General features: G+C 29.6%; 18 protein-coding genes and 7 tRNA genes. 5 read left to right on the top strand and 20 right to left on the bottom strand.

Annotation, left to right across the window (positions count from 1 at the left end; translation table 11 throughout):
* The 4 genes from KQI30_RS05270 to KQI30_RS05255 all read right to left on the bottom strand — a co-directional run bounded on the left by KQI30_RS05270 (nucleotide 1) and on the right by KQI30_RS05255 (nucleotide 3668).
* Nucleotides 1-975 (bottom strand): beta-ketoacyl-ACP synthase III, encoded by a 975-nt coding sequence (locus KQI30_RS05270; protein ID WP_216462194.1) that lies wholly within the window; start codon nucleotides 973-975, stop codon nucleotides 1-3.
* Between the two features lie 4 nt (nucleotides 976-979).
* A complete protein-coding gene (locus KQI30_RS05265) occupies nucleotides 980-1453 on the bottom strand; it encodes a MarR family winged helix-turn-helix transcriptional regulator (RefSeq protein ID WP_216462193.1) in 474 nt (157 codons plus the stop codon).
* A gap of 203 nt (nucleotides 1454-1656) precedes the next feature.
* Complete coding sequence (locus tag KQI30_RS05260) at nucleotides 1657-2889, bottom strand: competence/damage-inducible protein A (protein WP_216462192.1); 1233 nt, start codon at nucleotides 2887-2889, stop codon at nucleotides 1657-1659.
* 20 nt (nucleotides 2890-2909) lie between these two features.
* Nucleotides 2910-3668 carry a M23 family metallopeptidase gene (locus KQI30_RS05255; protein WP_216462191.1) on the bottom strand — a complete coding sequence of 253 codons (759 nt, stop codon included), beginning with the start codon at nucleotides 3666-3668 and terminating at the stop codon, nucleotides 2910-2912.
* Between the two features lie 114 nt (nucleotides 3669-3782).
* On the opposite strand from KQI30_RS05255, the gene KQI30_RS05250 reads away from it, so the two are divergent.
* Nucleotides 3783-4754 carry a DnaD domain protein gene (locus KQI30_RS05250; protein ID WP_216462190.1) on the top strand — a complete coding sequence of 324 codons (972 nt, stop codon included), beginning with the start codon at nucleotides 3783-3785 and terminating at the stop codon, nucleotides 4752-4754.
* The gene (locus KQI30_RS05245) at nucleotides 4747-5730 is read left to right on the top strand and encodes an ATP-binding protein (protein ID WP_216462189.1); all 984 of its coding nucleotides are present in this window, start codon (nucleotides 4747-4749) and stop codon (nucleotides 5728-5730) included. The genes KQI30_RS05250 and KQI30_RS05245 overlap by 8 nt, the downstream gene beginning before the upstream one ends.
* Before the next feature lie 62 nt (nucleotides 5731-5792).
* Here the strand turns inward: KQI30_RS05245 and KQI30_RS05240 are convergent.
* From KQI30_RS05240 to KQI30_RS05205, 8 genes are all read right to left on the bottom strand, one after another.
* Nucleotides 5793-5868 (bottom strand) — tRNA-Thr (locus KQI30_RS05240).
* Nucleotides 5869-5874: 6 nt separating this feature from the next.
* Nucleotides 5875-5951, bottom strand: a tRNA-Asp gene (locus KQI30_RS05235).
* Nucleotides 5952-5956: 5 nt separating this feature from the next.
* Nucleotides 5957-6032, bottom strand: a tRNA-Val gene (locus KQI30_RS05230).
* A gap of 4 nt (nucleotides 6033-6036) precedes the next feature.
* Nucleotides 6037-6111, bottom strand: a tRNA-Glu gene (locus tag KQI30_RS05225).
* A 7-nt stretch (nucleotides 6112-6118) separates the two neighbouring features.
* Nucleotides 6119-6195 (bottom strand) — tRNA-Asp (locus tag KQI30_RS05220).
* Between the two features lie 5 nt (nucleotides 6196-6200).
* Nucleotides 6201-6276 (bottom strand) — tRNA-Val (locus KQI30_RS05215).
* Nucleotides 6277-6282: 6 nt separating this feature from the next.
* Nucleotides 6283-6357 (bottom strand) — tRNA-Glu (locus KQI30_RS05210).
* Between the two features lie 648 nt (nucleotides 6358-7005).
* Complete coding sequence (locus tag KQI30_RS05205) at nucleotides 7006-7812, bottom strand: pyruvate, water dikinase regulatory protein (RefSeq protein WP_216462187.1); 807 nt, start codon at nucleotides 7810-7812, stop codon at nucleotides 7006-7008.
* A gap of 148 nt (nucleotides 7813-7960) precedes the next feature.
* On the opposite strand from KQI30_RS05205, the gene KQI30_RS05200 reads away from it, so the two are divergent.
* Nucleotides 7961-9202: an NAD(P)/FAD-dependent oxidoreductase gene (locus tag KQI30_RS05200; protein ID WP_216462185.1), complete on the top strand. Its 1242-nt coding sequence runs from the start codon at nucleotides 7961-7963 to the stop codon at nucleotides 9200-9202.
* A gap of 37 nt (nucleotides 9203-9239) precedes the next feature.
* Here the strand turns inward: KQI30_RS05200 and KQI30_RS05195 are convergent, their stop codons facing one another.
* The 3 genes from KQI30_RS05195 to KQI30_RS05185 form a co-directional block, all read right to left on the bottom strand.
* Nucleotides 9240-9422 carry a DUF1858 domain-containing protein gene (locus tag KQI30_RS05195; protein ID WP_216462184.1) on the bottom strand — a complete coding sequence of 61 codons (183 nt, stop codon included), beginning with the start codon at nucleotides 9420-9422 and terminating at the stop codon, nucleotides 9240-9242.
* 355 nt (nucleotides 9423-9777) lie between these two features.
* On the bottom strand, nucleotides 9778-11061 hold the full coding sequence (locus KQI30_RS05190) for an adenylosuccinate synthase (RefSeq protein ID WP_216462182.1): 1284 nt from the start codon (nucleotides 11059-11061) through the stop codon (nucleotides 9778-9780).
* Between the two features lie 352 nt (nucleotides 11062-11413).
* On the bottom strand, nucleotides 11414-12022 hold the full coding sequence (locus KQI30_RS05185; RefSeq protein WP_216462181.1) for a 3'-5' exonuclease: 609 nt from the start codon (nucleotides 12020-12022) through the stop codon (nucleotides 11414-11416).
* A gap of 294 nt (nucleotides 12023-12316) precedes the next feature.
* Here KQI30_RS05185 and KQI30_RS05180 point away from each other — a divergent pair, with 294 nt between their 5' ends.
* Nucleotides 12317-14536: a ribonucleoside-diphosphate reductase subunit alpha gene (locus KQI30_RS05180; RefSeq protein WP_216462180.1), complete on the top strand. Its 2220-nt coding sequence runs from the start codon at nucleotides 12317-12319 to the stop codon at nucleotides 14534-14536.
* A 25-nt stretch (nucleotides 14537-14561) separates the two neighbouring features.
* Nucleotides 14562-15596 (top strand): ribonucleotide-diphosphate reductase subunit beta, encoded by a 1035-nt coding sequence (locus KQI30_RS05175; RefSeq protein ID WP_216462179.1) that lies wholly within the window; start codon nucleotides 14562-14564, stop codon nucleotides 15594-15596.
* Nucleotides 15597-15646: 50 nt separating this feature from the next.
* Here the strand turns inward: KQI30_RS05175 and KQI30_RS05170 are convergent, their stop codons facing one another.
* The 5 genes from KQI30_RS05170 to KQI30_RS05150 form a co-directional block, all read right to left on the bottom strand.
* Complete coding sequence (locus KQI30_RS05170) at nucleotides 15647-16378, bottom strand: acyl-[acyl-carrier-protein] thioesterase (RefSeq protein WP_216462178.1); 732 nt, start codon at nucleotides 16376-16378, stop codon at nucleotides 15647-15649.
* A gap of 121 nt (nucleotides 16379-16499) precedes the next feature.
* Nucleotides 16500-17831: a replicative DNA helicase gene (locus KQI30_RS05165; RefSeq protein ID WP_216462177.1), complete on the bottom strand. Its 1332-nt coding sequence runs from the start codon at nucleotides 17829-17831 to the stop codon at nucleotides 16500-16502.
* Nucleotides 17832-17841: 10 nt separating this feature from the next.
* Nucleotides 17842-19713, bottom strand: a complete 1872-nt coding sequence (lonC, locus tag KQI30_RS05160) for a Lon family ATP-dependent protease (protein ID WP_216462176.1) — start codon at nucleotides 19711-19713, stop codon at nucleotides 17842-17844.
* A gap of 9 nt (nucleotides 19714-19722) precedes the next feature.
* On the bottom strand, nucleotides 19723-20166 hold the full coding sequence (gene rplI / locus KQI30_RS05155; protein ID WP_216462175.1) for a 50S ribosomal protein L9: 444 nt from the start codon (nucleotides 20164-20166) through the stop codon (nucleotides 19723-19725).
* Nucleotides 20163-22151 (bottom strand): DHH family phosphoesterase, encoded by a 1989-nt coding sequence (locus KQI30_RS05150; protein ID WP_216462173.1) that lies wholly within the window; start codon nucleotides 22149-22151, stop codon nucleotides 20163-20165. The genes rplI and KQI30_RS05150 overlap by 4 nt, the downstream gene beginning before the upstream one ends.

Genomic DNA, 22151 nt, shown 5'->3' with positions numbered 1-22151 from the left:
TTACCACTGTAATAAAATTGCTCCCCAAGTTAGACCTCCGCCAAATCCAACTAAGATTATTTTATCCCCTTTATTTATCATACCTTTTTCATTCATTTCATCTAATGCTATTGGTATACTTGCAGCAGAAGTGTTGCCATATTTGTTTAAGTTTATATAAAATCGGTCCATTGGCACCTTTAATCTCTTTGATGCACTTTCTACAATCCTATAATTAGCTTGATGTGGAACTATGTATTTAATTTCATCTAATGATATAGAATTCTCCTCAAGCACCTTACTTACACTATACGGTATTATATTTACAGCAAACTTAAATACCTCTTTTCCAGCCATACTTAATTTATGGTTCCCAACATCATCACTTTTTACAAATGGATTTTCTATATTAAATCTACCTGTATTTAAACATTTTCCCTTAGAACCATTAGAGCCTATATATACATCTATGACACCACCTGCTTCTTCTGAATATTCTAGTATTGCAGCACCTGCTCCATCACCAAACAACACACAAGTACTTCTATCTTTCCAGTCTACTATCCTAGACAATACTTCAGCTCCTACAACTAATGCTTTTTTGAATCTAATACCATCTAAAAACTTTCTCGCGCAATTTATTGAATATATAAATCCAGAACATGCTGCAGAAATATCAAAAGCAACAGCATTTTCAGCTCCAAGTTTTGCTTGAACTAAACATGCAGTAGACGGTGTAAAAGATTCCGGCGTAGTTGTGGCAACAATAATTAAATCTAAATCTAAAACATCTATTTCAGCAGTTTTTATTGCTTTTATTGCTGCGTCAGTTGCTAAATCTGATGTATTTTTACTAATGGATATACGTCTCTCTTTAATTCCTGTTCTACTAGTTATCCACTGATCAGATGTATCTACAATTGTAGCTATATCATCATTACTTACTACTTTCTCTCCTAAACACCTACCTGTTCCTATTATTCTAATATTCCCCATTTAACTACCCCCTTTTATTTACCACTTCTTCACCCTTCTCTTTTAAAAAGTACTCTAACTTATACAAGGCTTTAACCAAAAATTCCTCTTCTTCTTTAGTTAAACCATCAATAGTTGCTTTAACCATCTCTGTATGGAATTCATCATGAATTCTACAAACCTCTTTTCCTTTATCAGTCAATGTAATTAAAACTACCCTTCTATCTAATTCATCTCTTGTTCTACTTACATAACCTTTTTTAACTAAGTTATTAATTGCAATTGTAAGAGTTCCTACTGTTATACCTAACTCTTTTGCTACTTCAGACATAGATTTGCTACTATTTTCACCTATTGCTGATATTGTATGCATCTCTGTATATGATAAATTTTTTACATTTATCTTGCCTTTATTCACAACATAATCATGTTGAATATATAAAATATCTTTAAATATATCTACTAATACCTCATTTATCACTGATAATGACTTATCCATTGTTACCACCTATATAATTATATTTTTTCATTTAGTTCCAGTTTGTTTTGAATATCAAAATATTATTCCAATAATCAAAGTATATTTAAGATTCACCATTTAGTCAACTATAAATAATAATTTTTTCTATTTATGTTAAAAATATGCTTCACTATTAAAAAAGTCAATCAACAGTATTTTACCATTGCTTGACTTTGACTTTGTTAATATTTTCTTAATTTTAATCTCAATTCATTTAATATCTCTAATACCGCTTTATGTCTTACAGCTTCTCTATTACCTGATAATTTTAATTCTTTATATGATACATCTCCATCTATATAAAATCCGATGTATACTAAACCTACTGGTTTCTCTTCACTTCCTCCACCTGGTCCAGCAATCCCTGTAGATGATACCCCTATATTAGTACCTGCTGTCTTTGCAATTCCTTCTGCCATTTCCATTGCTACTTCTTTACTTACTGCACCAAACTTATCTAATGTTTCTTTTTTTACTCCTAATCTTTGCATTTTAGCCTCATTAGAATAACTAACTACTCCTTGCATAAATACTTCTGAAACTCCTGGATAATTTACTAGCGTTGCTGCTACAAGCCCTCCAGTACAAGATTCTGCCGTTGCTATAGTCTTTTTAAGATCTATCAATCTTTCCACTACTACTTTTTCTAAAGTATCATCATCTTCACCATATATATTTTCTTTAAAGATGCCTCTTATTGCATCCTTAACTGGATCTATCAATGTTTTACAATGACTTTCATCTTTTCCACTAGCAGTTATTCTTAATAAAACCCCATCTTCTTTTGCATAAGGAGCTACTGTAGGATTATCAGAGCCTAATAAATTATATACTTTATCTGCTACTAAAGACTCTCCTACACCATATATTTTTATTTCTTTAGAAACTAATACATTTTTAACTCTATTTTTTATATACGGAACTACTTTGTTTTTAAACATAGGTATTAATTCCTTAGGTGGTCCAGGTAACATAACAATAGTTTTATCCTCTGAACTTACTATAACTCCTGGAGCTGTTCCATTATCATTATATAAAGGTATTGCACCTTCTGGAATATAAGCTTGCTTTCTATTAGATTCACTAACTTCCATGTTCTTTTTCTTCATTATTCTTTCTATATTTTTATATGCTATTTCATCATAAACTAACTTTCTATCAAAAAACTTAGCTATAGTTTCTTTTGTTAAGTCATCTTTTGTAGGTCCAAGTCCTCCAGAGGTAAATACTATATTCGATCTAGAAAATGCTATATTTAAAGCATCCATTAATCTAGTTGCATTATCTCCAACTACTGTTTGATTGTAGATATTTACTCCTAATGAAGCCAATTCTCTAGATAGAAATTGAGCATTTGTATTCACTATATCTCCAAGCAATAATTCTGTACCTATACATAAAATTTCACCTTTCATAAGCATCCCCCAAATTTATATTATTTTAATAAGTCACTAGGACTTATTACATTTCCATTTTCTTTTACTTCTAAATGTAAATGTGGACCTGTAGAATTTCCAGTACTACCAACTCTAGCGATTTCCTGTCCTATGCAAACAGTATCTCCACACTTTAAAAGTAATTCATTACAATGACCAAATAATACTTCCATATCACCAGTAGATATTATTAAAGTATTACCATATCCACTTACCCATCCACTCAATATAACTTTTCCTTCAACAGGGCTATATATAGATGAGTTCATTGGTGCTCCAATATCTATCCCCTTGTGGAAAGACTCATTTCCACTAAACGGATCACTCCTACTTCCGAAAGAAGATGTTATTACTCCTCTTGTAGGAAATAGTACTTCTTCTCCTTCTAATCCATAACTTTTCGATTCTGAATAAATCTGTACTATATTCTCTTTAGTATCCATCGTATATTTTGCATAATCTTTAGGAGTACTGAATTCTGATAAAAGAAATTCTCCTTCTTTACATACAATATTACTCCTAATATCAATATTTGTTAAGTCATTATGTCTTTCACTATATATTTCTTTAACTTTATTTAAATATGTATCTATATCTTCTTTATTTTCAAATACTATTCTATCGATACCGTCTATATTCACTAATACCCCATGCTTCATACGGTCTTCCCCATATACGATTTTCATTCCTCTAAGCAATACTACTGATATTAAAATTATGCAAGAAACTAAACTAATAATTTTTACTTTTTTATTCATACTAATAGTTAGCACTCCTTTCACATTTTAATACTATTGCCCAAATATTTTTTTTTATTCCACAATATTTTTGTTATAATTAAACTATGATGATTACTGAAAGGAACGGATTTAATGTCAACTTTTAAATTTACTAGAAAAACACCTTCTTTCACGCCATTATCAAATACATTTATTGATAAATATATGCCTATGGCTCGTGGAGAATTTATTAAAGTTTATATAATGGGACTAAGATTATATCATTCTGGGGAATTGGGAATAAATTCCTCACTTTTAGCATCTTCTCTACATCTTTTAGAATCTGATGTAATGAATGCTTGGCAATATTGGCATGACGAAGGTGTAATAAATAAAATAAAAATAGATAACTTTGATAACTTCGAAATTGAATTTGTAGATTTAGACAAAAATAACATAACAACAAAAGAAGTAAATTTACTTTCAGAAATGAAATCTGATTCTACTAGAGGAATGTTAGAAGATATTGAAACACTTCTTGGTAGACCTCTTTCATCTGCTGAAATGCAAAATTATCTTTCTTGGCAAAAATCTTTTGGATTTTCTCCTGAAATGATCTTACTTCTAATTCAATATTGCGTAAGCAAAAAAAAGACAGATTGGAGATATATAGAAAAGGTAGCTATTTCATGGAAGAACCAAGAAATAAATTCTGCTGAAAAAGTTCAAGAATATATAAAGAAGAGCGAAGATAAATGGTCCTCTATAAGAAAAATCCTTAAATATTTAGGAGTTTCTGAAGGCGAAGTTATGAAACCTCAAGAAGATATGTTTGATAAATGGCTATTTAAATATAACATGCCACTAGATGTTATATTTAAAGCATGTGACATTTGTTTCAAAAATATAAATAAGGCTGATTATAAATACATAGATGCTATATTAACTAACTGGAATAAAGAAAATTTACACTCACTTAAAGATATAGATGCAAAGGCACCTGCAAAAAAGGTTAATAAACAAAGATATGATAAGCCAACATCTAAATTCTTTAACTTTGAATCGCATGATTATGACTATGATGATTTAGAGAAAAAATTATTAGGATGGGATGATAATGATTAATAAATTTACTGGAGAAGTATATAAAATTTACACACAATTACAAGAAAAAAATGCTCGTGAATTACGTGAACGAAAAAAATTAATTCACTCAACAATTCCAACTTATGCTCAATATGAAAAAGAGATTTCTAATCTCTCAATTTCTTTAGTAAATCTTACTATAAGTAATGATAAAAATAAAATTAATGAAATAAATAAAATAAAAGAAAAAATTCTAACTCTTCGTGAAAAAAAGTATGAATTATTAGTAGCCAACGGATATCCTGCAGATTTCTTAGAAGAGAAATATAATTGTCCTCTTTGTAAAGATACTGGTTTTATCAAAACTACTAGATGCAAATGTTTCAAGAAGCATTTAACTAAACTTTACTATGAAAATTCTAATATAAAATCTCTATTATCTGATGGCAACTTTAAAAACTTTAAATTACAGTATTTTTCTAATAAATCTACTGGTGATTCAAAAAGAAGCCCTCAAAGTAATATGCAAGATATTTTAGAGAAAGTAGGACTTTATATAAATAACTTTGAGACTACCAATGATAATCTTCTTTTTTACGGTCGTCCTGGTACTGGAAAAAGCTTTATGTCACAATGTATAGCAAAAGAATTATTAGATAAAGGTTTTCTTGTTGTCTATAGAACAGCTTCAGATTTAATAGAAGATTTAAGAGATATACGCTTTAATAAAGATAATAACTTATACGATCTTATTTTTAATTGTGACTTATTAATTATAGATGATTTAGGTTCAGAAGGTTCTAATGAATTTATAACAACAGAACTATTTAATCTTATAAATAAAAAACTTTTATCAAAAAGCAAAATGTTAATCAATACAAATTTATCATTATCAGAAATATCTACATCTTATTCTAGTAGAATTACTTCACGATTAATGGGCGATTTTAAACTATTTAAGTTCTATGGAGATGACTTAAGAATAAAATTAAACTTAAACCGAAAAAACTTATAGAAATATCTATAAGTTTTTATTTTTACATAAAAAAAATCTTGAGAAAATTCTCAAGATTTTTTTGGTGCTGGCAACAGGACTTGAACCCGTAACCTGCTGATTACAAGTCAGCTGCTCTACCAATTGAGCCATGCCAGCGGACAATGGCGACTCAGAAGGGGCTCGAACCCTCGACTTCCAGCGTGACAGGCTGGCACTCTAACCAACTGAGCTACTGAGCCAAATATGGTGGGAACAACAGGGCTCGAACCTGTGACCCTCTGCTTGTAAGGCAGATGCTCTCCCAGCTGAGCTATGCTCCCATAATGGTGACCCGTAGGGGAATCGAACCCCTGTTACCACCGTGAAAGGGTGGTGTCTTGACCGCTTGACCAACGGGCCGGAAATATGGCGACTCAGAAGGGGCTCGAACCCTCGACTTCCAGCGTGACAGGCTGGCACTCTAACCAACTGAGCTACTGAGCCATGTATGGTGGGAACAACAGGGCTCGAACCTGTGACCCTCTGCTTGTAAGGCAGATGCTCTCCCAGCTGAGCTATGCTCCCATACAATGGTGACCCGTAGGGGAATCGAACCCCTGTTACCACCGTGAAAGGGTGGTGTCTTGACCGCTTGACCAACGGGCCATATTTACTTACCATATTTCTTCGTTTCAGCACTGCTTACCGCGCCGACAAGATATATAATACAATGAATAATTAATTGTGTCAACATAATTTTTAATTTTTTTTTAAATTTAGATTATTAGTTATGTTTTAAATCTTTTTAAATACCATTGTATTATTTTGTAATGTCTCTTTATCTCTTATTTTCTTTATTTTACTTCAATATGCTGCCAAGGTTATATTGCCATTATATATATTATTATTATCACACAAAAAAAAATTATTACTACTATTTTTGCTTTTATAAGAATAAATTCCGAATCTTTTTTTATTCTATTTTCTATTTCACTATAATTTATCTACAAAAACTTTCTCTACTTTACAAAAAAAAATACTAAAATCATTTTACAGATTTAGAGGAGGTATCTCATCAATAAATAAAAGGTTGTTAATGAGACCTCATTTTATTATGGCACTATTCAGTGCACAGTTGATGTATTTAGTTCATATATAAAACTATTATACTTAAGTGTTGTTTTTCATTAATTATGGGTTCCTAGTCCAAGCTACATGAAGGCACAGCATTCATTAGCCCCTTGTGATAGTTATATATAAAATACTGTGAATTTACACCTGTGCCTTGCACCTTCATACTTGTACCCTGTTATGTTACTTTCTATTATTTATTCCTAATTGATCCATAATTATTAATGCAGTATCTTCTATCGCTCTAGTTGTAACATCAATAGTTCTACATCCTATCTTTTTCATAATATTATCTGCAAATTCTAACTCTTCTAACACTCTTTCTGCATTTGCATATTGAACTTCTGAAGATAAGTTAGCAAATTTATCCAGTCTATGTTTTCTTATATCTATAAGTTGCATTGGATTTATTGTTAATCCTATTATTTTCTTTTTATCAATCTTACTTAACTCATCTGGAACCCCTATTTCAGGCATTAATGGTACATTTAAAGCTTTTATACCCTTATTGGCTAGATACATACATAAAGGCGTTTTGGAAGTTCTAGATAGCCCTATAAGTACTACATCTGCAAATTTTATACCTGAATTATCTCTCGAATCATCATATCTCATGGCAAACTCCATAGCTTCAATTCTCTTATTATATTCTTCATCCATATCCCATACAGCTCCCGGTTTATTCTCTGGTATCTCATTAATCATTCTAGATACAGTAGCTATACATGGTCCTAAAATATTTATTATAAAAATTCCAAAGTCTGTACACCTTTGTACTAAATATTCTCTTATCTCTACTAAAACAACTGTCGATATTACTATACACTTTTCATCTTTAATTCTATCTATAAAGTCATTTACATCCTTATTAGTCTTTATATAAGGAACTCTTTCAATTTCTATTTCTGAAGAAAACTGACTTGCTGCGGCATGTGCTACCTGACCTGCTGTTTCTCCAATAGAATCTGATACCGCATAAATTTTGAACATTCTATCACCCCACAATTGTAATTTTATCCCTATTACCATTATATAGTTTTATCTTCTATATTAATAGGCTTTTAGTATTCCCCTAATTAATAACGTTTAATATTTATAAAAAATAGTTTATTATATTAACTAGAATGGAGGAGATTTTATGCATTATGATATTCTAGTAATCGGCGCTGGCGCTTCTGGTATTATTGCTGCTATAACTGCCAAAAATAGTGGAAAAAACGTTGCACTAATAGAAAGCACTGATAGAATTGGTAAAAAAATATTAACTACTGGCAACGGTAGATGTAATATAACTAATAAAGAAATTGCTATAGATAGATATCATAGCGAAAATACTGGTTTTCCTAATAAAATTATAAATAAATACGGATTAGATTTTACAAAAGATTTATTTTTCTCTTTAGGTCTTCCTATATTTAATCCTGATGGAGAAGGAAATAAATTTTTTCCCTTATCACTACAAGCTTCTTCTGTGGTAGATATCTTAAAACTTACATTAGAAGATCTTGATATACCCATCCACTATAATAGTAAAGTAAAAAGTATATCAAAAAAAGATTCTATCTTTAACATCCACTGTTCTGGAGAAATCGAAGATTTTACTTGTAATAAGTTAATTATGGCTACTGGCGGAAAAACATATCCTAAAACAGGTTCTGATGGTTCTGGATATGATATCTGTAAGAAGCTTGGACATTCAATAACACCATTACAACCATCACTAGTACAATTAAAATTAGACTTTCCTAATTTAAAAGGTCTAAGTGGTGTTAAAATTTTAGGTTCTGTAACTATCTATGTTAATGACAAAAAAATAAAAACAGAATCTGGTGAATTATTATTTACCGATTATGGTATATCTGGTCCACCAATATTCCAAATTTCTAGAATTGCAAATTTTGCATTAGCCAAAAATAAAACTGTTTCTATTTCTTTAGATTTCTTTGAAAATCTTGATAAAAATGATCTTAAAGATTTCCTTGAAAATAGATATGGATTATTCTCATATAGATCTGTTTTTGATAATTTTATTGGTGTAATAAATAAAAAATTACTTCCTATATTCTTAAAGGCATGCAATGTTGATAATATTCATAAACCTTGTTATGAATTAACCTGGCAAGAACGTACTACAATTTTAAATAACTTAAAAACTTGGAATTTTCCTGTGACTGGCTACTATACATTTACTAATGCTCAAGTAACTGCTGGTGGTATTAATACTAATGAGGTAAATGATGAAACATTAGAATCCAAAAAAATAAAAAATTTATTTTTCTCTGGTGAATTATTAGACGTTGATGGTGATTGTGGAGGATTTAATCTTCAATGGTCATGGAGTTCTGGTTACGTTGCCGGACTTAACGCATCAAAATTTTAAAAAACCTACATATTATATATGTAGGTTTTTTTACCAATTATTTATTTAATGCTTCTACTAAAACGTCTACGTCTACTCCATGCACTTGAGCACCTTGTTCTAATGTTTCCATTTGAGATGCAGGACATCCTACGCATCCAAATCCAAAGTTCATTAAAACTTCAGCAGCTTCAGGCTTAAGTCTTATAATTTCTCCAATTGTCATATCTTTATTGATCATTAACATTACCCTCTTTCTTATCTTAAATTGTTTATATTATATCATAATAGTCGGATATATACATTAGTATAATACCTTTTATTATATAATATAACAATAATAAAAATAATTAATTCAATTCACAAATCTATATTAAGGTTTAACCTTCTTTAGCCCTCTTTATAAGTTTCGATATCAAATACAATTAACTTAAGAAAACTAAACAATTATAATTTAAGAAATTTCTTCTTTCACTATGCACTGACACTATCTGTTCTCTAATTTTGCTATTCCTTACTAAAAGCTGCTTTAATACTTTATCAAAATAAAGGCTATAACACAATAAATCTTTATTATGTCATAGCCTTTTCAATTCTTATAGTTTTCCTATTTTTATAGTTTGATCTCTCTTTGGACCTACAGAAACGATAGAAATTCTAGCACCTGTGTACTCTTCTATTTTCTTTAGGTATATTTTAGCTGTTTCAGGGATTTCTTCGTAACTTCTTGCATCTTCAATTGATTCATCCCATCCATCAAATTCTTCATATATTGGTTCACATTTAGCTAAATCTTTTAATGATGCTGGATGATAGTCTATAACTTTTCCATCTAACTTATATCCAACACATATCTTTAACTTTTCAATACCTGCTAAAGTATCAATCTTAGTTACTGCAAATGAAGTTAATCCTGATACTCTAACTGCTTGTTTTAATATAACAGCATCAAGCCAACCACATCTTCTTGGTCTACCAGTAGTAGTTCCGTATTCAAAACCTTTTTGTCTGATAGTCTCTCCTAATTCATCTAATAATTCTGTTGGGAATGGACCTTCTCCAACTCTTGTTGTATATGCTTTAGCTATTCCAACTGCACCATCGATAAATGTTGGTCCGATACCAGCACCTGCTGATACTCCACCAGCAGTTGTATTAGATGATGTAACATATGGATAAGTTCCATAATCAATATCTAATAAGTTTCCTTGTGCTCCTTCAAATAAAACCTTTTTGTTTTTCATCTCATTATAAACTATAACAGAAGTATCTCTTACAAATGGTCTTATTCTATCAGCTAATGCTGTATATTTTTCTAAAATTTCATCATAACTTACAGGATCTAATCCATATACTTTAGTTAATATTGCATTTTTTATCTCAACGTTATACTTTAACTTTTCAGCAAAAACTTCATTATCTATAAGATCACATACTCTTATACCACATCTTTCTGCTTTATCAGTATAACAAGGACCTATTCCTTTTTTAGTTGTACCTATTTTATTATCGCCTCTGAATTTCTCACTTGCACCATCTAATATCTTATGATATGGCATTATAACATGAGCTCTATCTGATATAACTAATTTTTCAGGTGTAACTTCTACCCCTTCACCTATTAAATAATCTATTTCTCCTAAAATACTCTCTGGATCTAATACAACACCATTACCTATTACATTTAACTTATCGTTATATAAAATTCCTGATGGTATTAAATGTAGTTTATATTTTTTATCTCCTACAACAACAGTATGACCTGCGTTATTACCACCTTGATATCTAACAACAACATCTGCACCTTCTGCAAGATAATCAGTCATTTTTCCTTTTCCTTCATCTCCCCATTGAGATCCTAATACAACAAACGCTGACATCACAATTCCTCACTTTCATTTTTGTTTTATGAACTAAATTATGTGTAATCCTAATGTTCGATTTGACACAAATCAAATTAGAATTTAATTTTAAATCTTTCAAACTAGATGTCATATATGGTACTGATTTCTTAATCAATTACCACATATATTACTATATCATATATTTAATATTTTAGGTTATTTTTTTGAACATTTATTCCATAAAGTTAAAATATGTTCGTATATTTTTCCATTATTTATTTTGTATTCTATTAGCAATATAATAAAATTTGTGATGTAAAAATAATTAAATCTTTTTTAATACTAAACAAAAAAACTGTCCCACTCTCTAGTGAAACAGTTTTACTTTCTATTTACACATAGATGAAAAATACTTAGGTGGTATATATCCCTTTCTAATTCCATCTACTAATGACATATAAACGGCAGTTGTATCAAATCTAGCATCATGAAATGATCTTGTATCTCCAAACAATTTCATTGTTGTCTTTTCAATATCTTCCTCTGATATATCTAAAAAATCCATTAATTCTGATAACTTAGGATTCTTTATATCTCCTTGTCTTGAAATAATATTACATATATTTTTATAATATTTCATTGTACAGAACTCTAAATTAGGAGTAAATTCTATTCCAACTCTCCTAAATTCCTCTTTTATAAACTTAATATCAAACATTACATTATGACCTGAAATAATATCACTAGTCATAAAATCTTCAATAAATTCATGATAGCTTTCTTCAAAAGTCATTCCACCTGATAATTCTTCTAAAAGTTCTTTTGAAAATCCATGTATTTGTTCTGCACTTTCTTCCATGTAATCTACAGAAAAGAAAAAGTTTTTACCATATACCTTATATGGCTTTGTTGAGTTATCTATGACAATGTAACTAAGCTGACATATCTGACCTGGTCTTAACCCTGTTGTCTCTGTATCAAACATTAAAATTTTCATACTTAATTTTCTCCATTTTCTTAATCTATGTTCTTCATTATATATTATACTCTAAAAAATATATTTTTTTATAAATATATATAGATGTTATTTTTAATACTATTAATGCTTTGATATTTTTAAGAGAATTTTTATAAAATAGACTATTCTCATGATAATTAAAGCATAATTACAATAATCTTAACTAATTATGTTTGTCTATTAACAATTATTATCTTTATAATATACGTACAATATGTTGTGTGTTTTAATTTATCATGTACAATATATGCTATTACGGGAGGTATACACTTAATGAACTTAACTGAACTTTGTAAATTTGCTACTTCAGAAATAAAAAATATCAATGCTGATTACACTGAAGAAAAATTATTATCTGCTCTTGAACTTATATTAAGACCATCTATGACAGATAAAGAAATAACTAATGCACTAATCCAATCTTCATTAGAAATGACTTCTGAAGATTTCCCTCTTTGGCAATATGCATCAGCAAAATTATATATTTATGACTTATATGAATCTATTAAAAAAGTTAGAAATATCAATGAACCTTACAGCGACTTATATGACTTAATTGTTGAACTAACTAACAAGGGTCTATATGGTAAATATATTTTAGATAATTATTCAAAAGAAGACATCAAAGAGTTAGAGTTAGAACTTAAACCTGAAAGAGACTTCTTATTTACATACAGTGGTATATCTCTTCTTGCAAGTAGATATCTAATAAGAGATTACGATAATACCTTATTAGAACTTCCACAACAAATGTTTATGGGAATAGCTCTTCATTTAGCATTACCAGAAAAGAAAGAAAATCGTTTATTTTGGGCTAAGAGATTTTATGATGTTTTAAGTTCTCTTAAAGCTACCATGGCTACTCCAACAATGTCTAATGCAAGAAAGCCATTTTATCAACTTTCTTCTTGTTTTATAGATACTGTTGATGATTCTCTAGCGGGAATATATAAAAGTTTAGATAACTTTGCTAAAGTTTCAAAATTTGGTGGTGGAATGGGAATATACTTTGGTAAAGTTAGAGCTTTAGGTTCTAGTATAAGAGGTTTTAAGGGAGCTTCTGGCGGAGTTATTCCTTGGGTAAAACTATTTAATGATACTGCTATAGCAGTAGACCAATTAGGAGTAAGAAATGGATCTGTTGCTGTATGGCTAGATGCTTGGCATAAAGATTTACCTGAATTTCTTCAACTTAGAACAAATAACGGTGACGATAGAAAAAAAGCTCATGATGTATTCCCTGGTTTATGTTATCCTGATTTATTCTGGAAACTTGCCGAAAAAGATATCGATGCAACTTGGTATATGATGTGTCCACATGAAATTCGTACAGTAAAAGGATATGACCTATGTGATTTCTATGGTGAAGAATGGGAAGAGCGTTATTATGATTGCGTAAATGATTCTAGGATAGAAAAAAGAGAAATGTCTGTAAAAGATATAGTAAGGCTTATTATTAAATCTGCGGCGGAGACAGGAACACCATTTACTTTCTACCGCGATACAGTAAATAAAATGAATCCTAATAAACATAAAGGAATGATTTACTCATCAAATCTTTGTACAGAAATAATGCAAAATATGAGTGGTATGGAAATAGAACAGCATGAAATTGTAGATGATAATGGAGATACTATCGTTGTAGAAAAAACTAAATCTGGTGATTTTGTTGTTTGTAACTTATCTTCATTAGTTCTTGGAAATATTGACGTAACAAATAAATCTGAACTTGAATATGTCGTAGAAACTCAAATAAGAGCTATGGATAATGTCATTGACCTTAACTACTATTCAGTACCATTTGCAGAGATTACTAATAAAAGATATAGATCTGTTGGATTAGGTACATCTGGATATCATCATATGTTAGCTAATAACTCTATATCATGGCAAGGTAATAAACATTTAAACTTTGTTGATAAAGTATATGAAGATATTAATTACTTTGCAATATCAGCAAGTTTAAAAATTGCTAAGGAAAAAGGAGCGTATCCTTATTTCGAAGGTTCTGATTGGAATACAGGAAAATATTTTGAATTAAGAGATTATAACGATGAGAGATGGACAGCATTAAAAGAAGAAGTTTCTAAGTACGGTATAAGAAATGGATATTTACTAGCAGTAGCTCCAAATGGTTCAACAGCAACTATAGCTGGTACTTCTGAAGGAATTGATCCTATAATGAATAGATTTTTCTTAGAAGAAAAGAAAGGATCTATAATTCCTAAAACTGCTCCAAATCTTAATGAAGATACCTTCTGGTACTATACATCAGCTTATGATGTTAGCCAAATTTGGTCAATAAAAGCAAACGGAATTCGCCAACGTCATATAGACCAAGGTCAATCTTTTAATCTTTATATAACAACAAAATATACTATGAGACAAATTATGAACTTATATATTGAAGCATGTAAAAGTGGAATAAAGAGTATCTATTATGTACGTTCTAAATCATTAGAAGTTGAAGAATGTGAAAGTTGTTCTGCTTAAAATTAATATGAGGAGAGATGTTATTATGTCAACATTAAACAGAAGACCTTTATTTAATGAACAAGGCGATACAGAAACTGCAAAAAAAAGAATGATTAACGGTAACACAACAAACTTGAACGATTTTAATAATATGAAATATACTTGGGTATCAGACTGGTATAGACAAGCGATGAATAATTTCTGGATTCCAGAAGAAATCAATTTAGCTGCTGACTTAAAACAATATCAAACTCTTTCAGATAGCGAAAGAACTGCATATGATAAAATACTATCTTTTTTAATCTTCTTAGATAGTATTCAAACAGCAAACTTAGGAAACATAAGTAACTATATAACTGCTTCTGAAGTAAATTTATGCTTAACTATACAAGCTTACCAAGAAGCTATTCATTCTCAAAGTTATTCTTATATGTTAGATACTATTTGTTCGCCTGAAAAAAGAAACGAAATTTTATACCAATGGAAAGATGACCCTATACTATTAAATAGAAATAAGTTTATCGGTGATCAATATAATAGATTCTTAGATGAACCAACTCATAAAAATTTAATTAGAACTATCATGGCTAATTATATATTAGAAGGAATCTATTTTTATTCTGGATTTATGTTCTTCTATAACCTTGAACGTAATGGAAAAATGTCTGGTTCATCTCAAGAAATCCGTTATATAAATAGAGATGAAAATACACACTTATGGCTATTTAGAAACATAATAAATGAGCTAAAGATAGAAGAACCTGAGCTTTTTGATGAAGATTTAAAAAATGAATTAGTTGAAATGCTTAAAACAGGTGTTGAAAATGAAATAGAATGGGGAAAATATGTTATAGGAAATAATATTCAAGGAATTAATGAAAAGTTAATAGATCAATATATTAAATATCTTGGCGACTTGAGATTAAAAGGAATTGGTCTTGATCCAGTATATAATATAGAAACAAATCCAGCACCATGGGTAGACCATCTATCTAATGCTAATTCTGTAAAAACAGATTTCTTTGAAGCAAAATCTACAGCATATGCAAAAGCAGCTGTTTTAGTTGATGATTTATAAATAAAAAATAAGCTGTCACGCAGTGACAGCTTATTTTCCATTTCACAATTTTAACGTACATCCCATGTACTTTGTAAAACTGCTAATTCTACTCCTTCACTAGAATATATTTTATGTAATAAAACATTATCTTCTTCTGTATAATATACCTTAGATGTTACAACATCTTTATATGTAGTTTCTTTTTTATATATTACTTTTAAATTTTTTATTTTATGATTGATAAGAAATTCATGATCAATAGACTCTATTGCCCAACAAACATATTTAGTATTATTAACATGTTCATTCATATCTATATCTCTATATCTTACTGTAAATAATCTTGATGTTATCTCTTCTTTTTCTTTTAATAACTTGTCAAAAGATAAAGTTTCCTTTCCTTTAACATCAAACTTTTCAATATCTTTTTCTGTAATTCTCTTCACTTTTCTTTTATTAAAGTCTAAATATACCCACTGACTTTTAGCATCTATTAAGCATTGTTCATTTCTGTATATATTAAATTTTCTATAAGCATAAAATTTATTGGTACCCATACATTCAGTTGTAACCTTTAAATCTTCATAAAATCTAGGCATCTCATTAAATGTTATATCCCATCTATATAATATCCATGCTTCCCCTTTATTTTTTTGATAATCAACACCTATTCCTAAACTTTCTCCATGATTAATAGATGTTTCTACCATATAGTTTACAATTTCACTAACAAAAACTTCTCCGTTCTTACTAGTTTCTCCATATGCAACTTTATGATTTCTTTCAAATGTACTTCCCATGTATATCACCTCTCTTAAAGATATCCACAATATAAAAAAAGTTATCCACAATTTGATTGCTTAAAAAATTTTATAAAGTTATCCACAGGTCATTTTTATATTTTCTCCTGTGGATAACTTTTTATAATTCTCTATTTAAATCTGCATTAGTAAATTTAGAATATTCCCCAAGGAACATCATCTTAACTGTCCCTGTTGGACCGTTTCTCTGTTTTGCAATTATACATTCTGCTATATTTTTTTCATCTGATTCTTTGTTATAATATTCATCTCTATAAAGGAACATAACAACGTCTGCATCCTGCTCTATAGATCCAGATTCTCTAAGATCCGATAACATAGGTCTATGATCTGCTCTTTGTTCTGGAGCACGAGATAACTGTGATAATGCTATAACAGGACATTCCATTTCCTTTGCTAAGGCTTTTATAGAACGTGAAATTTCAGATACTTCTTGTTGTCTACTTTCACTTCCACTACCACTCATAAGTTGAAGGTAATCTATTAGAATCATATCTATACCATGTTCTAACTTAATTCTTCTACACTTAGATCTCATCTCCATAACAGTAACCCCTGGTGTATCATCAATAAAAATCTTAGATGCACCAAGAGGTCCTGCTGATCTAACTATATTATCCCAATCAGAATCTTTTAAATCACCATTTCTAAAAGATACCATACTTATATTTGCTTCTGCACAAAGAAGTTTTTGAACTAGCTGCTCTTTTGACATTTCTAAAGAAAATATTACTACACTTTTTCCACATCTAAGAGCAGCATGTTGAGCAAGGTTTAATGCAAAAGTTGTCTTACCCATAGATGGTCTTGCTGCTATAAGTACCATATCTCCTTTTTGAAATCCTGATGTTTTTGCGTTTAGATCTATAAATGGTGTTTCTACACCAGTAACATCACTCTTATTATTAAAAACTTGTTCTAATTGCTCAATACTCCTAGATAAAACTGACGATACTCTTTCAAAGTCACTTTTAACTTTATTTTCGGATATATCAAAAATTTTCTTTTCAGCTCTATCCATAACTTCATCTACTTCATTCTGCTTTGTATAACTTTCTTCAATTATTTCATTAGCAGATCTAATAAGTCTTCTAAGTACAGCTTTATCTTTTACAATCTTTATATATGAATCTACATTCATTGTTGTAGCTAACATACTTGTAAGAGAAGCAATATAAGATATTCCTCCTACTGCTTCTAACTTACCGGCTGATCTTAGATTTTCAATTAAAGTTATTTCATCAACAGGAATATCTTTCATAAATAATTCCATGATTGCTGAAAAAATTATTTTATGAGCTTCTTTATAGAAGTCTTCTGCAGATAATTCTTCTCCTGCTTCTGCTATAACTGCTTTATCATCCATCATAGCACCTAATACAGACATCTCTGCATCTATATTTTGTGGGAGAACTCTAACTGTTTCTTCCATCTTATCACCCCTAGTGCTTTAATGCTTCTTTAATAACATCTTCTATTGTATCTACTGCTACTACTTCTATATCACTTAATTGATATGGAACATCTTTAATATTATCTTTAGGTATTAATACTTTCTTTATTCCTCTACGTCTAGCACCATAAATTTTTTCAAATACTCCACCAACAGGCTTAACCTTACCTCTTAGCGAAATTTCACCTGTTATTGCTACATCGCCTCTAATTTCTTTTTTTGTTAGTGCTGATATTATAGCTAATGTTATTGCTGCTCCTGCTGAAGGTCCATCAATATTTCCTCCACCAACAACATTTACATGAACATCATAATCACTTAAATCCACACCACAAACTTTTCTTATAACAGATGTCGCATTAAATACTGAATCCTTAGCCATTGATCCAGCAGTTTCATTAAATCTTACTTTTCCTTTTCCTCTTTCAGTAGCCTTAAATGTAACAGCTTCTATTTCTATAGTAGAACCCATATAACCAGCTACTCCAAGACCATAAACTTTTCCTATTTCGCCTTCATTTAAGTCATCTACATGATCATAAGGTGTTAATCTATTTATAGATATTACCTCTTCTATATCTTTTAATGTTATTTCTAAATCGTCTTTAATTCCTTTATTTTTATATACTACACTAGAATATACATCAGAAAGTATATTAATAGCTTTTCTACCCTCTACAGTATATTTTGAAATTTCTTCTGCTACACCATCTTCTAAAGTTACACCTAACTTTTTGCTAGCACCTTCAACAATATTTACAATATCTTTTGCTCCAAGTGGCTCAAAATATACTTCTGTACATCTAGATCTTAACGCTGGATTTATATCTTTTGGTTCTCTTGTAGTTGCTCCTATTAAAACAAAATCTGCTGGAGCACCATTATCAAATAGATATTTTATATATTTAGGCACTGTTTCATCATCTGGATCATAATAAGCTGATGAAAATTCTACTTTTTTATCTTCTAAAACTTTTAATAGTTTATTTTGTAATGTAGAATCTAATTCTCCAATTTCATCTATAAAAAGTATTCCACCATGAGCTTCTGTTACTAATCCTGGCTTTGGTTCAGGTATACCTGTCTCAGCCAAATCTCTTTTACTACCTTGATATATAGGATCATGAACAGATCCTAAAAGTGGATTAGTTATTTCTCTTGGATCCCATCTTAAAGTTGTTCCATCAACTTCTACAAACTTAGAATCCTCATCATAAGGTGTATATTCTAATTTTTTTGCTTCTTCTAATGCAAGTCTCGCAGCAGAAGTTTTTCCTACCCCTGGAGGTCCATAAAGTATAATATGTTGAGGATATGGTGAAGCAATTTTTGAAATTAACGATTTTATAGCTCTCTCTTGACCTATTATTTCACTAAAACTATGCGGTCTTAAGTGTACCATTAAGTTTTCTGTTAGTTCTCTTGAGCTTAACTTTTCAAGATTTTCATATTTTTTTAGAGTACCTGTATTTTCAGGTCCCTTTTTCTTCTTTATTATATTTAATCTTATATCATCCATGTATTTGTCTTGCTTAGTCATTAGAAAATTTTCAACTTCGACCTCAACTTGATTTTGAACATATTTCCTAGCAACTTCTTCAGCCATATACACATTTACTTGATCTAAAGCTTCATATACAGATTCACCACTTGGTATACCGTTACTATATCTTCCATCAGATATTATCATCAATATAGCATATAATTTTTCTAGTGGATCCTTAGATCTTATATGTTTCTGCAACTTATGTTTTACTATTCTTCCTTTAAATACTCCACCATCTAAAACTTTTTTACAAGTATCTAATAATATATTTACTTGACTATCTAGTGTAATAGAAAATTTATTTAAGTTCTGCACTTTTACCTCCTACTCCTCACACACAACTACCTTCATCTTAGTAGAAATCTCTGCATATAATTTTACTTCTATATCATAACTTCCAAGGTGTTTTATTGTATCTGCAACTACCTTTTTCTTATCTACTTTTATATCAAAATTCTTCTCTATTTCCTCGGCAATATCTTTTGATGTTATAGCACCAAATAATCTTCCACCTTCTCCTGCCTTAGTAACAATTTTAATTTCTTTTCCTCTAAGCTTACTAGCTAATCCTTGAGCTGCTTCTATCTCAGCTTGTTTTTCTCTCATAGCTTTGTCTTTTTGATTATTTAAAACATGAAGATTACTTTCTGTTGCTTCCTTAGCAAGTTTTCTTGGAAATAAGAAATTTCTTGCATGTCCGTCTGAAGCATTAACTACATCTCCTTTTTTACCCAAACCTTTTACATCTTTTAATAAAATAACTTTCATTTTTCTTCACCTTCTCTTAAATATTTATTTATAGCTTCTTCTAACATTAATTGAGCTTCATCTAATGTCCTATCATTTACAGTAGCACCAGCCATCGTTAAATGCCCGCCGCCGCCCATAGCTTCTAATATAAGTTGAACATTAATCTGCCCTAATGAACGACCACTAATAGTGACATTATTTCCTATCTTAACTAAAACAAACGATGCCTCTATTCCTGTTATATCTAATAATTCATCTGCTGCCTGCGCCGCTAATAATTTATCTTCTACTTCTTTAGGACATCTAGCTATGGCAATACCATTATTAACCTTAGCACTTTTAATAATATCACATCTTTTTATCATTCGGTCTAAATCACATGAAAATAATTTTTTAATTTCTACAGTATCTGCTCCTAGTCTCTTTAAATAAGCAGCAGCTTCAAATGTTTTAACACCAGTTTTAAATGTAAAATTCTTCGTATCAACCGTTATTCCTGCTAATAATGCTTCTGCTTCCATATATGATAACTTATGCCCTTCTTTTATATATGGTATTATTTCTGTTACTAATTCTGATGTAGCCGATGCATAAGGTTCTATATAAGATAAAGAAGCATCTTCTATACTGTCTAACGATTTTCTATGGTGATCTATTATAATCATATTAGAATTACCTTTTAAAAGCTCTTTATTAGCAACATACTTTCTATTATTAGTATCTACTATTATAAATAATGTATTATCACCTATATAATCTAAGGCATCCTCTCCAGTTACAAAAACATTCTCCTTATTCTCTTCTTCTATATATTTTGTAACTATGTCTTCTATACTAGCATTTAAGGAATCTAATACAATATTACATTGTTTGCCCATTGCTGTAATTACACTATTTAAACCTATAGCAGATCCAATACAATCTATATCAGGATTATTATGACCCAAAATCAATACATTTTCACTAGATCTTACAATATCTTTAATAGCATGACCTATGACTCTTGACTTAACCTTGGTTCTCTTTTCTACCTCTTTTGATTTTCCACCGAAGAATAAAAACTTATCTTTATTCTTTACAACTACTTGGTCTCCTCCACGTCCTAATGCCAATTCTATTGCTGAAATAGCACTATCCTGACTATCTAAAGGATTTTCACCATTTAATCCTACACCCATACTTATTGTTACTACTAATCTTTCACCAGCATTTATCTCTTTTACTTCATCTAAGATATTAAACTTATTTTCTATTTCTTCTTCTATATATTTTCTCTCTACAATAATTATGTATCTATTCGATGTATACTTTCTTGTAATTCCATGCATTTTTTGACCATATGCAATTATTTTTCTTTCTATATTTGCTAATAAAATAGGTCTTCTTTCTTCTTCTATATCTCTTAATACTTCTTCTAAATTATCGACTTCTAAAATTATTACTACATATCTTTCTTCTTTATATTTTTTTTCAATTTCATGACGCTTTTCTGAATTAACTAAATAGAACAGATTTACATCTTCATCTTTATTTACATTATGTTTTATCTTAGATGTATATAAATCATAAAAACTATTATTTATCTCGACATCTTTATAATAATCCTTATCTGACTTTAATAGTTTTGTTGTATTAATATCATTAAAAACAGTATTAATATTTCTAGATAAAATTTTCTTATTTTCATTTATTATAGAGCAACTAGAATTTGCCCATAAAATAGTACCTTTATTACTAACTATCATCATAGGTAACGGCATATTTAATAATGTATTCTTATATACTGTATCTAAATTCATATTAAAGTCTTCTATAACTTCATTTATCTGAGTTTCTCTTTTCTTTATAAATATACTGCTAATTACATTAGTAATTCCAAGTACTATAACTGAAAGAATAGCAATAACATGACTTCCTTTCATAAATAAGTTGAAACTTAATATAAGGATTATTATCAAATATATATGATTCGCCTTTTTTAAAAATTTAAACTTACTCTCCAT

The organism is Clostridium bornimense, from assembly GCF_018917145.1.
In the GTDB taxonomy this organism is placed as follows: domain Bacteria; phylum Bacillota; class Clostridia; order Clostridiales; family Clostridiaceae; genus Clostridium_AN; species Clostridium_AN bornimense_A.
This window is presented reverse-complemented; position numbering and strand designations above follow the sequence as displayed.

What these genes read in the sequence shown, in the direction of transcription:
- KQI30_RS05195 (WP_216462184.1), bottom strand. Translation starts at nt 9,422, where the DNA reads ATGATCAATAAAGATATGACAATTGGAGAAATTATAAGACTTAAGCCT.
- KQI30_RS05260 (WP_216462192.1), bottom strand. Translation starts at nt 2,889, where the DNA reads ATGAAAGGTGAAATTTTATGTATAGGTACAGAATTATTGCTTGGAGAT.
- KQI30_RS05185 (WP_216462181.1), bottom strand. Translation starts at nt 12,022, where the DNA reads ATGAAAATTTTAATGTTTGATACAGAGACAACAGGGTTAAGACCAGGT.
- KQI30_RS05270 (WP_216462194.1), bottom strand. Translation starts at nt 975, where the DNA reads ATGGGGAATATTAGAATAATAGGAACAGGTAGGTGTTTAGGAGAGAAA.
- KQI30_RS05200 (WP_216462185.1), top strand. Translation starts at nt 7,961, where the DNA reads ATGCATTATGATATTCTAGTAATCGGCGCTGGCGCTTCTGGTATTATT.
- KQI30_RS05180 (WP_216462180.1), top strand. Translation starts at nt 12,317, where the DNA reads ATGAACTTAACTGAACTTTGTAAATTTGCTACTTCAGAAATAAAAAAT.
- KQI30_RS05175 (WP_216462179.1), top strand. Translation starts at nt 14,562, where the DNA reads ATGTCAACATTAAACAGAAGACCTTTATTTAATGAACAAGGCGATACA.
- KQI30_RS05250 (WP_216462190.1), top strand. Translation starts at nt 3,783, where the DNA reads ATGTCAACTTTTAAATTTACTAGAAAAACACCTTCTTTCACGCCATTA.
- KQI30_RS05165 (WP_216462177.1), bottom strand. Translation starts at nt 17,831, where the DNA reads ATGGAAGAAACAGTTAGAGTTCTCCCACAAAATATAGATGCAGAGATG.
- KQI30_RS05170 (WP_216462178.1), bottom strand. Translation starts at nt 16,378, where the DNA reads ATGGGAAGTACATTTGAAAGAAATCATAAAGTTGCATATGGAGAAACT.
- KQI30_RS05245 (WP_216462189.1), top strand. Translation starts at nt 4,747, where the DNA reads ATGATTAATAAATTTACTGGAGAAGTATATAAAATTTACACACAATTA.
- KQI30_RS05150 (WP_216462173.1), bottom strand. Translation starts at nt 22,151, where the DNA reads ATGGAGAGTAAGTTTAAATTTTTAAAAAAGGCGAATCATATATATTTG.
- rplI (WP_216462175.1), bottom strand. Translation starts at nt 20,166, where the DNA reads ATGAAAGTTATTTTATTAAAAGATGTAAAAGGTTTGGGTAAAAAAGGA.
- KQI30_RS05255 (WP_216462191.1), bottom strand. Translation starts at nt 3,668, where the DNA reads ATGAATAAAAAAGTAAAAATTATTAGTTTAGTTTCTTGCATAATTTTA.
- KQI30_RS05265 (WP_216462193.1), bottom strand. Translation starts at nt 1,453, where the DNA reads ATGGATAAGTCATTATCAGTGATAAATGAGGTATTAGTAGATATATTT.
- KQI30_RS05205 (WP_216462187.1), bottom strand. Translation starts at nt 7,812, where the DNA reads ATGTTCAAAATTTATGCGGTATCAGATTCTATTGGAGAAACAGCAGGT.
- KQI30_RS05190 (WP_216462182.1), bottom strand. Translation starts at nt 11,061, where the DNA reads ATGTCAGCGTTTGTTGTATTAGGATCTCAATGGGGAGATGAAGGAAAA.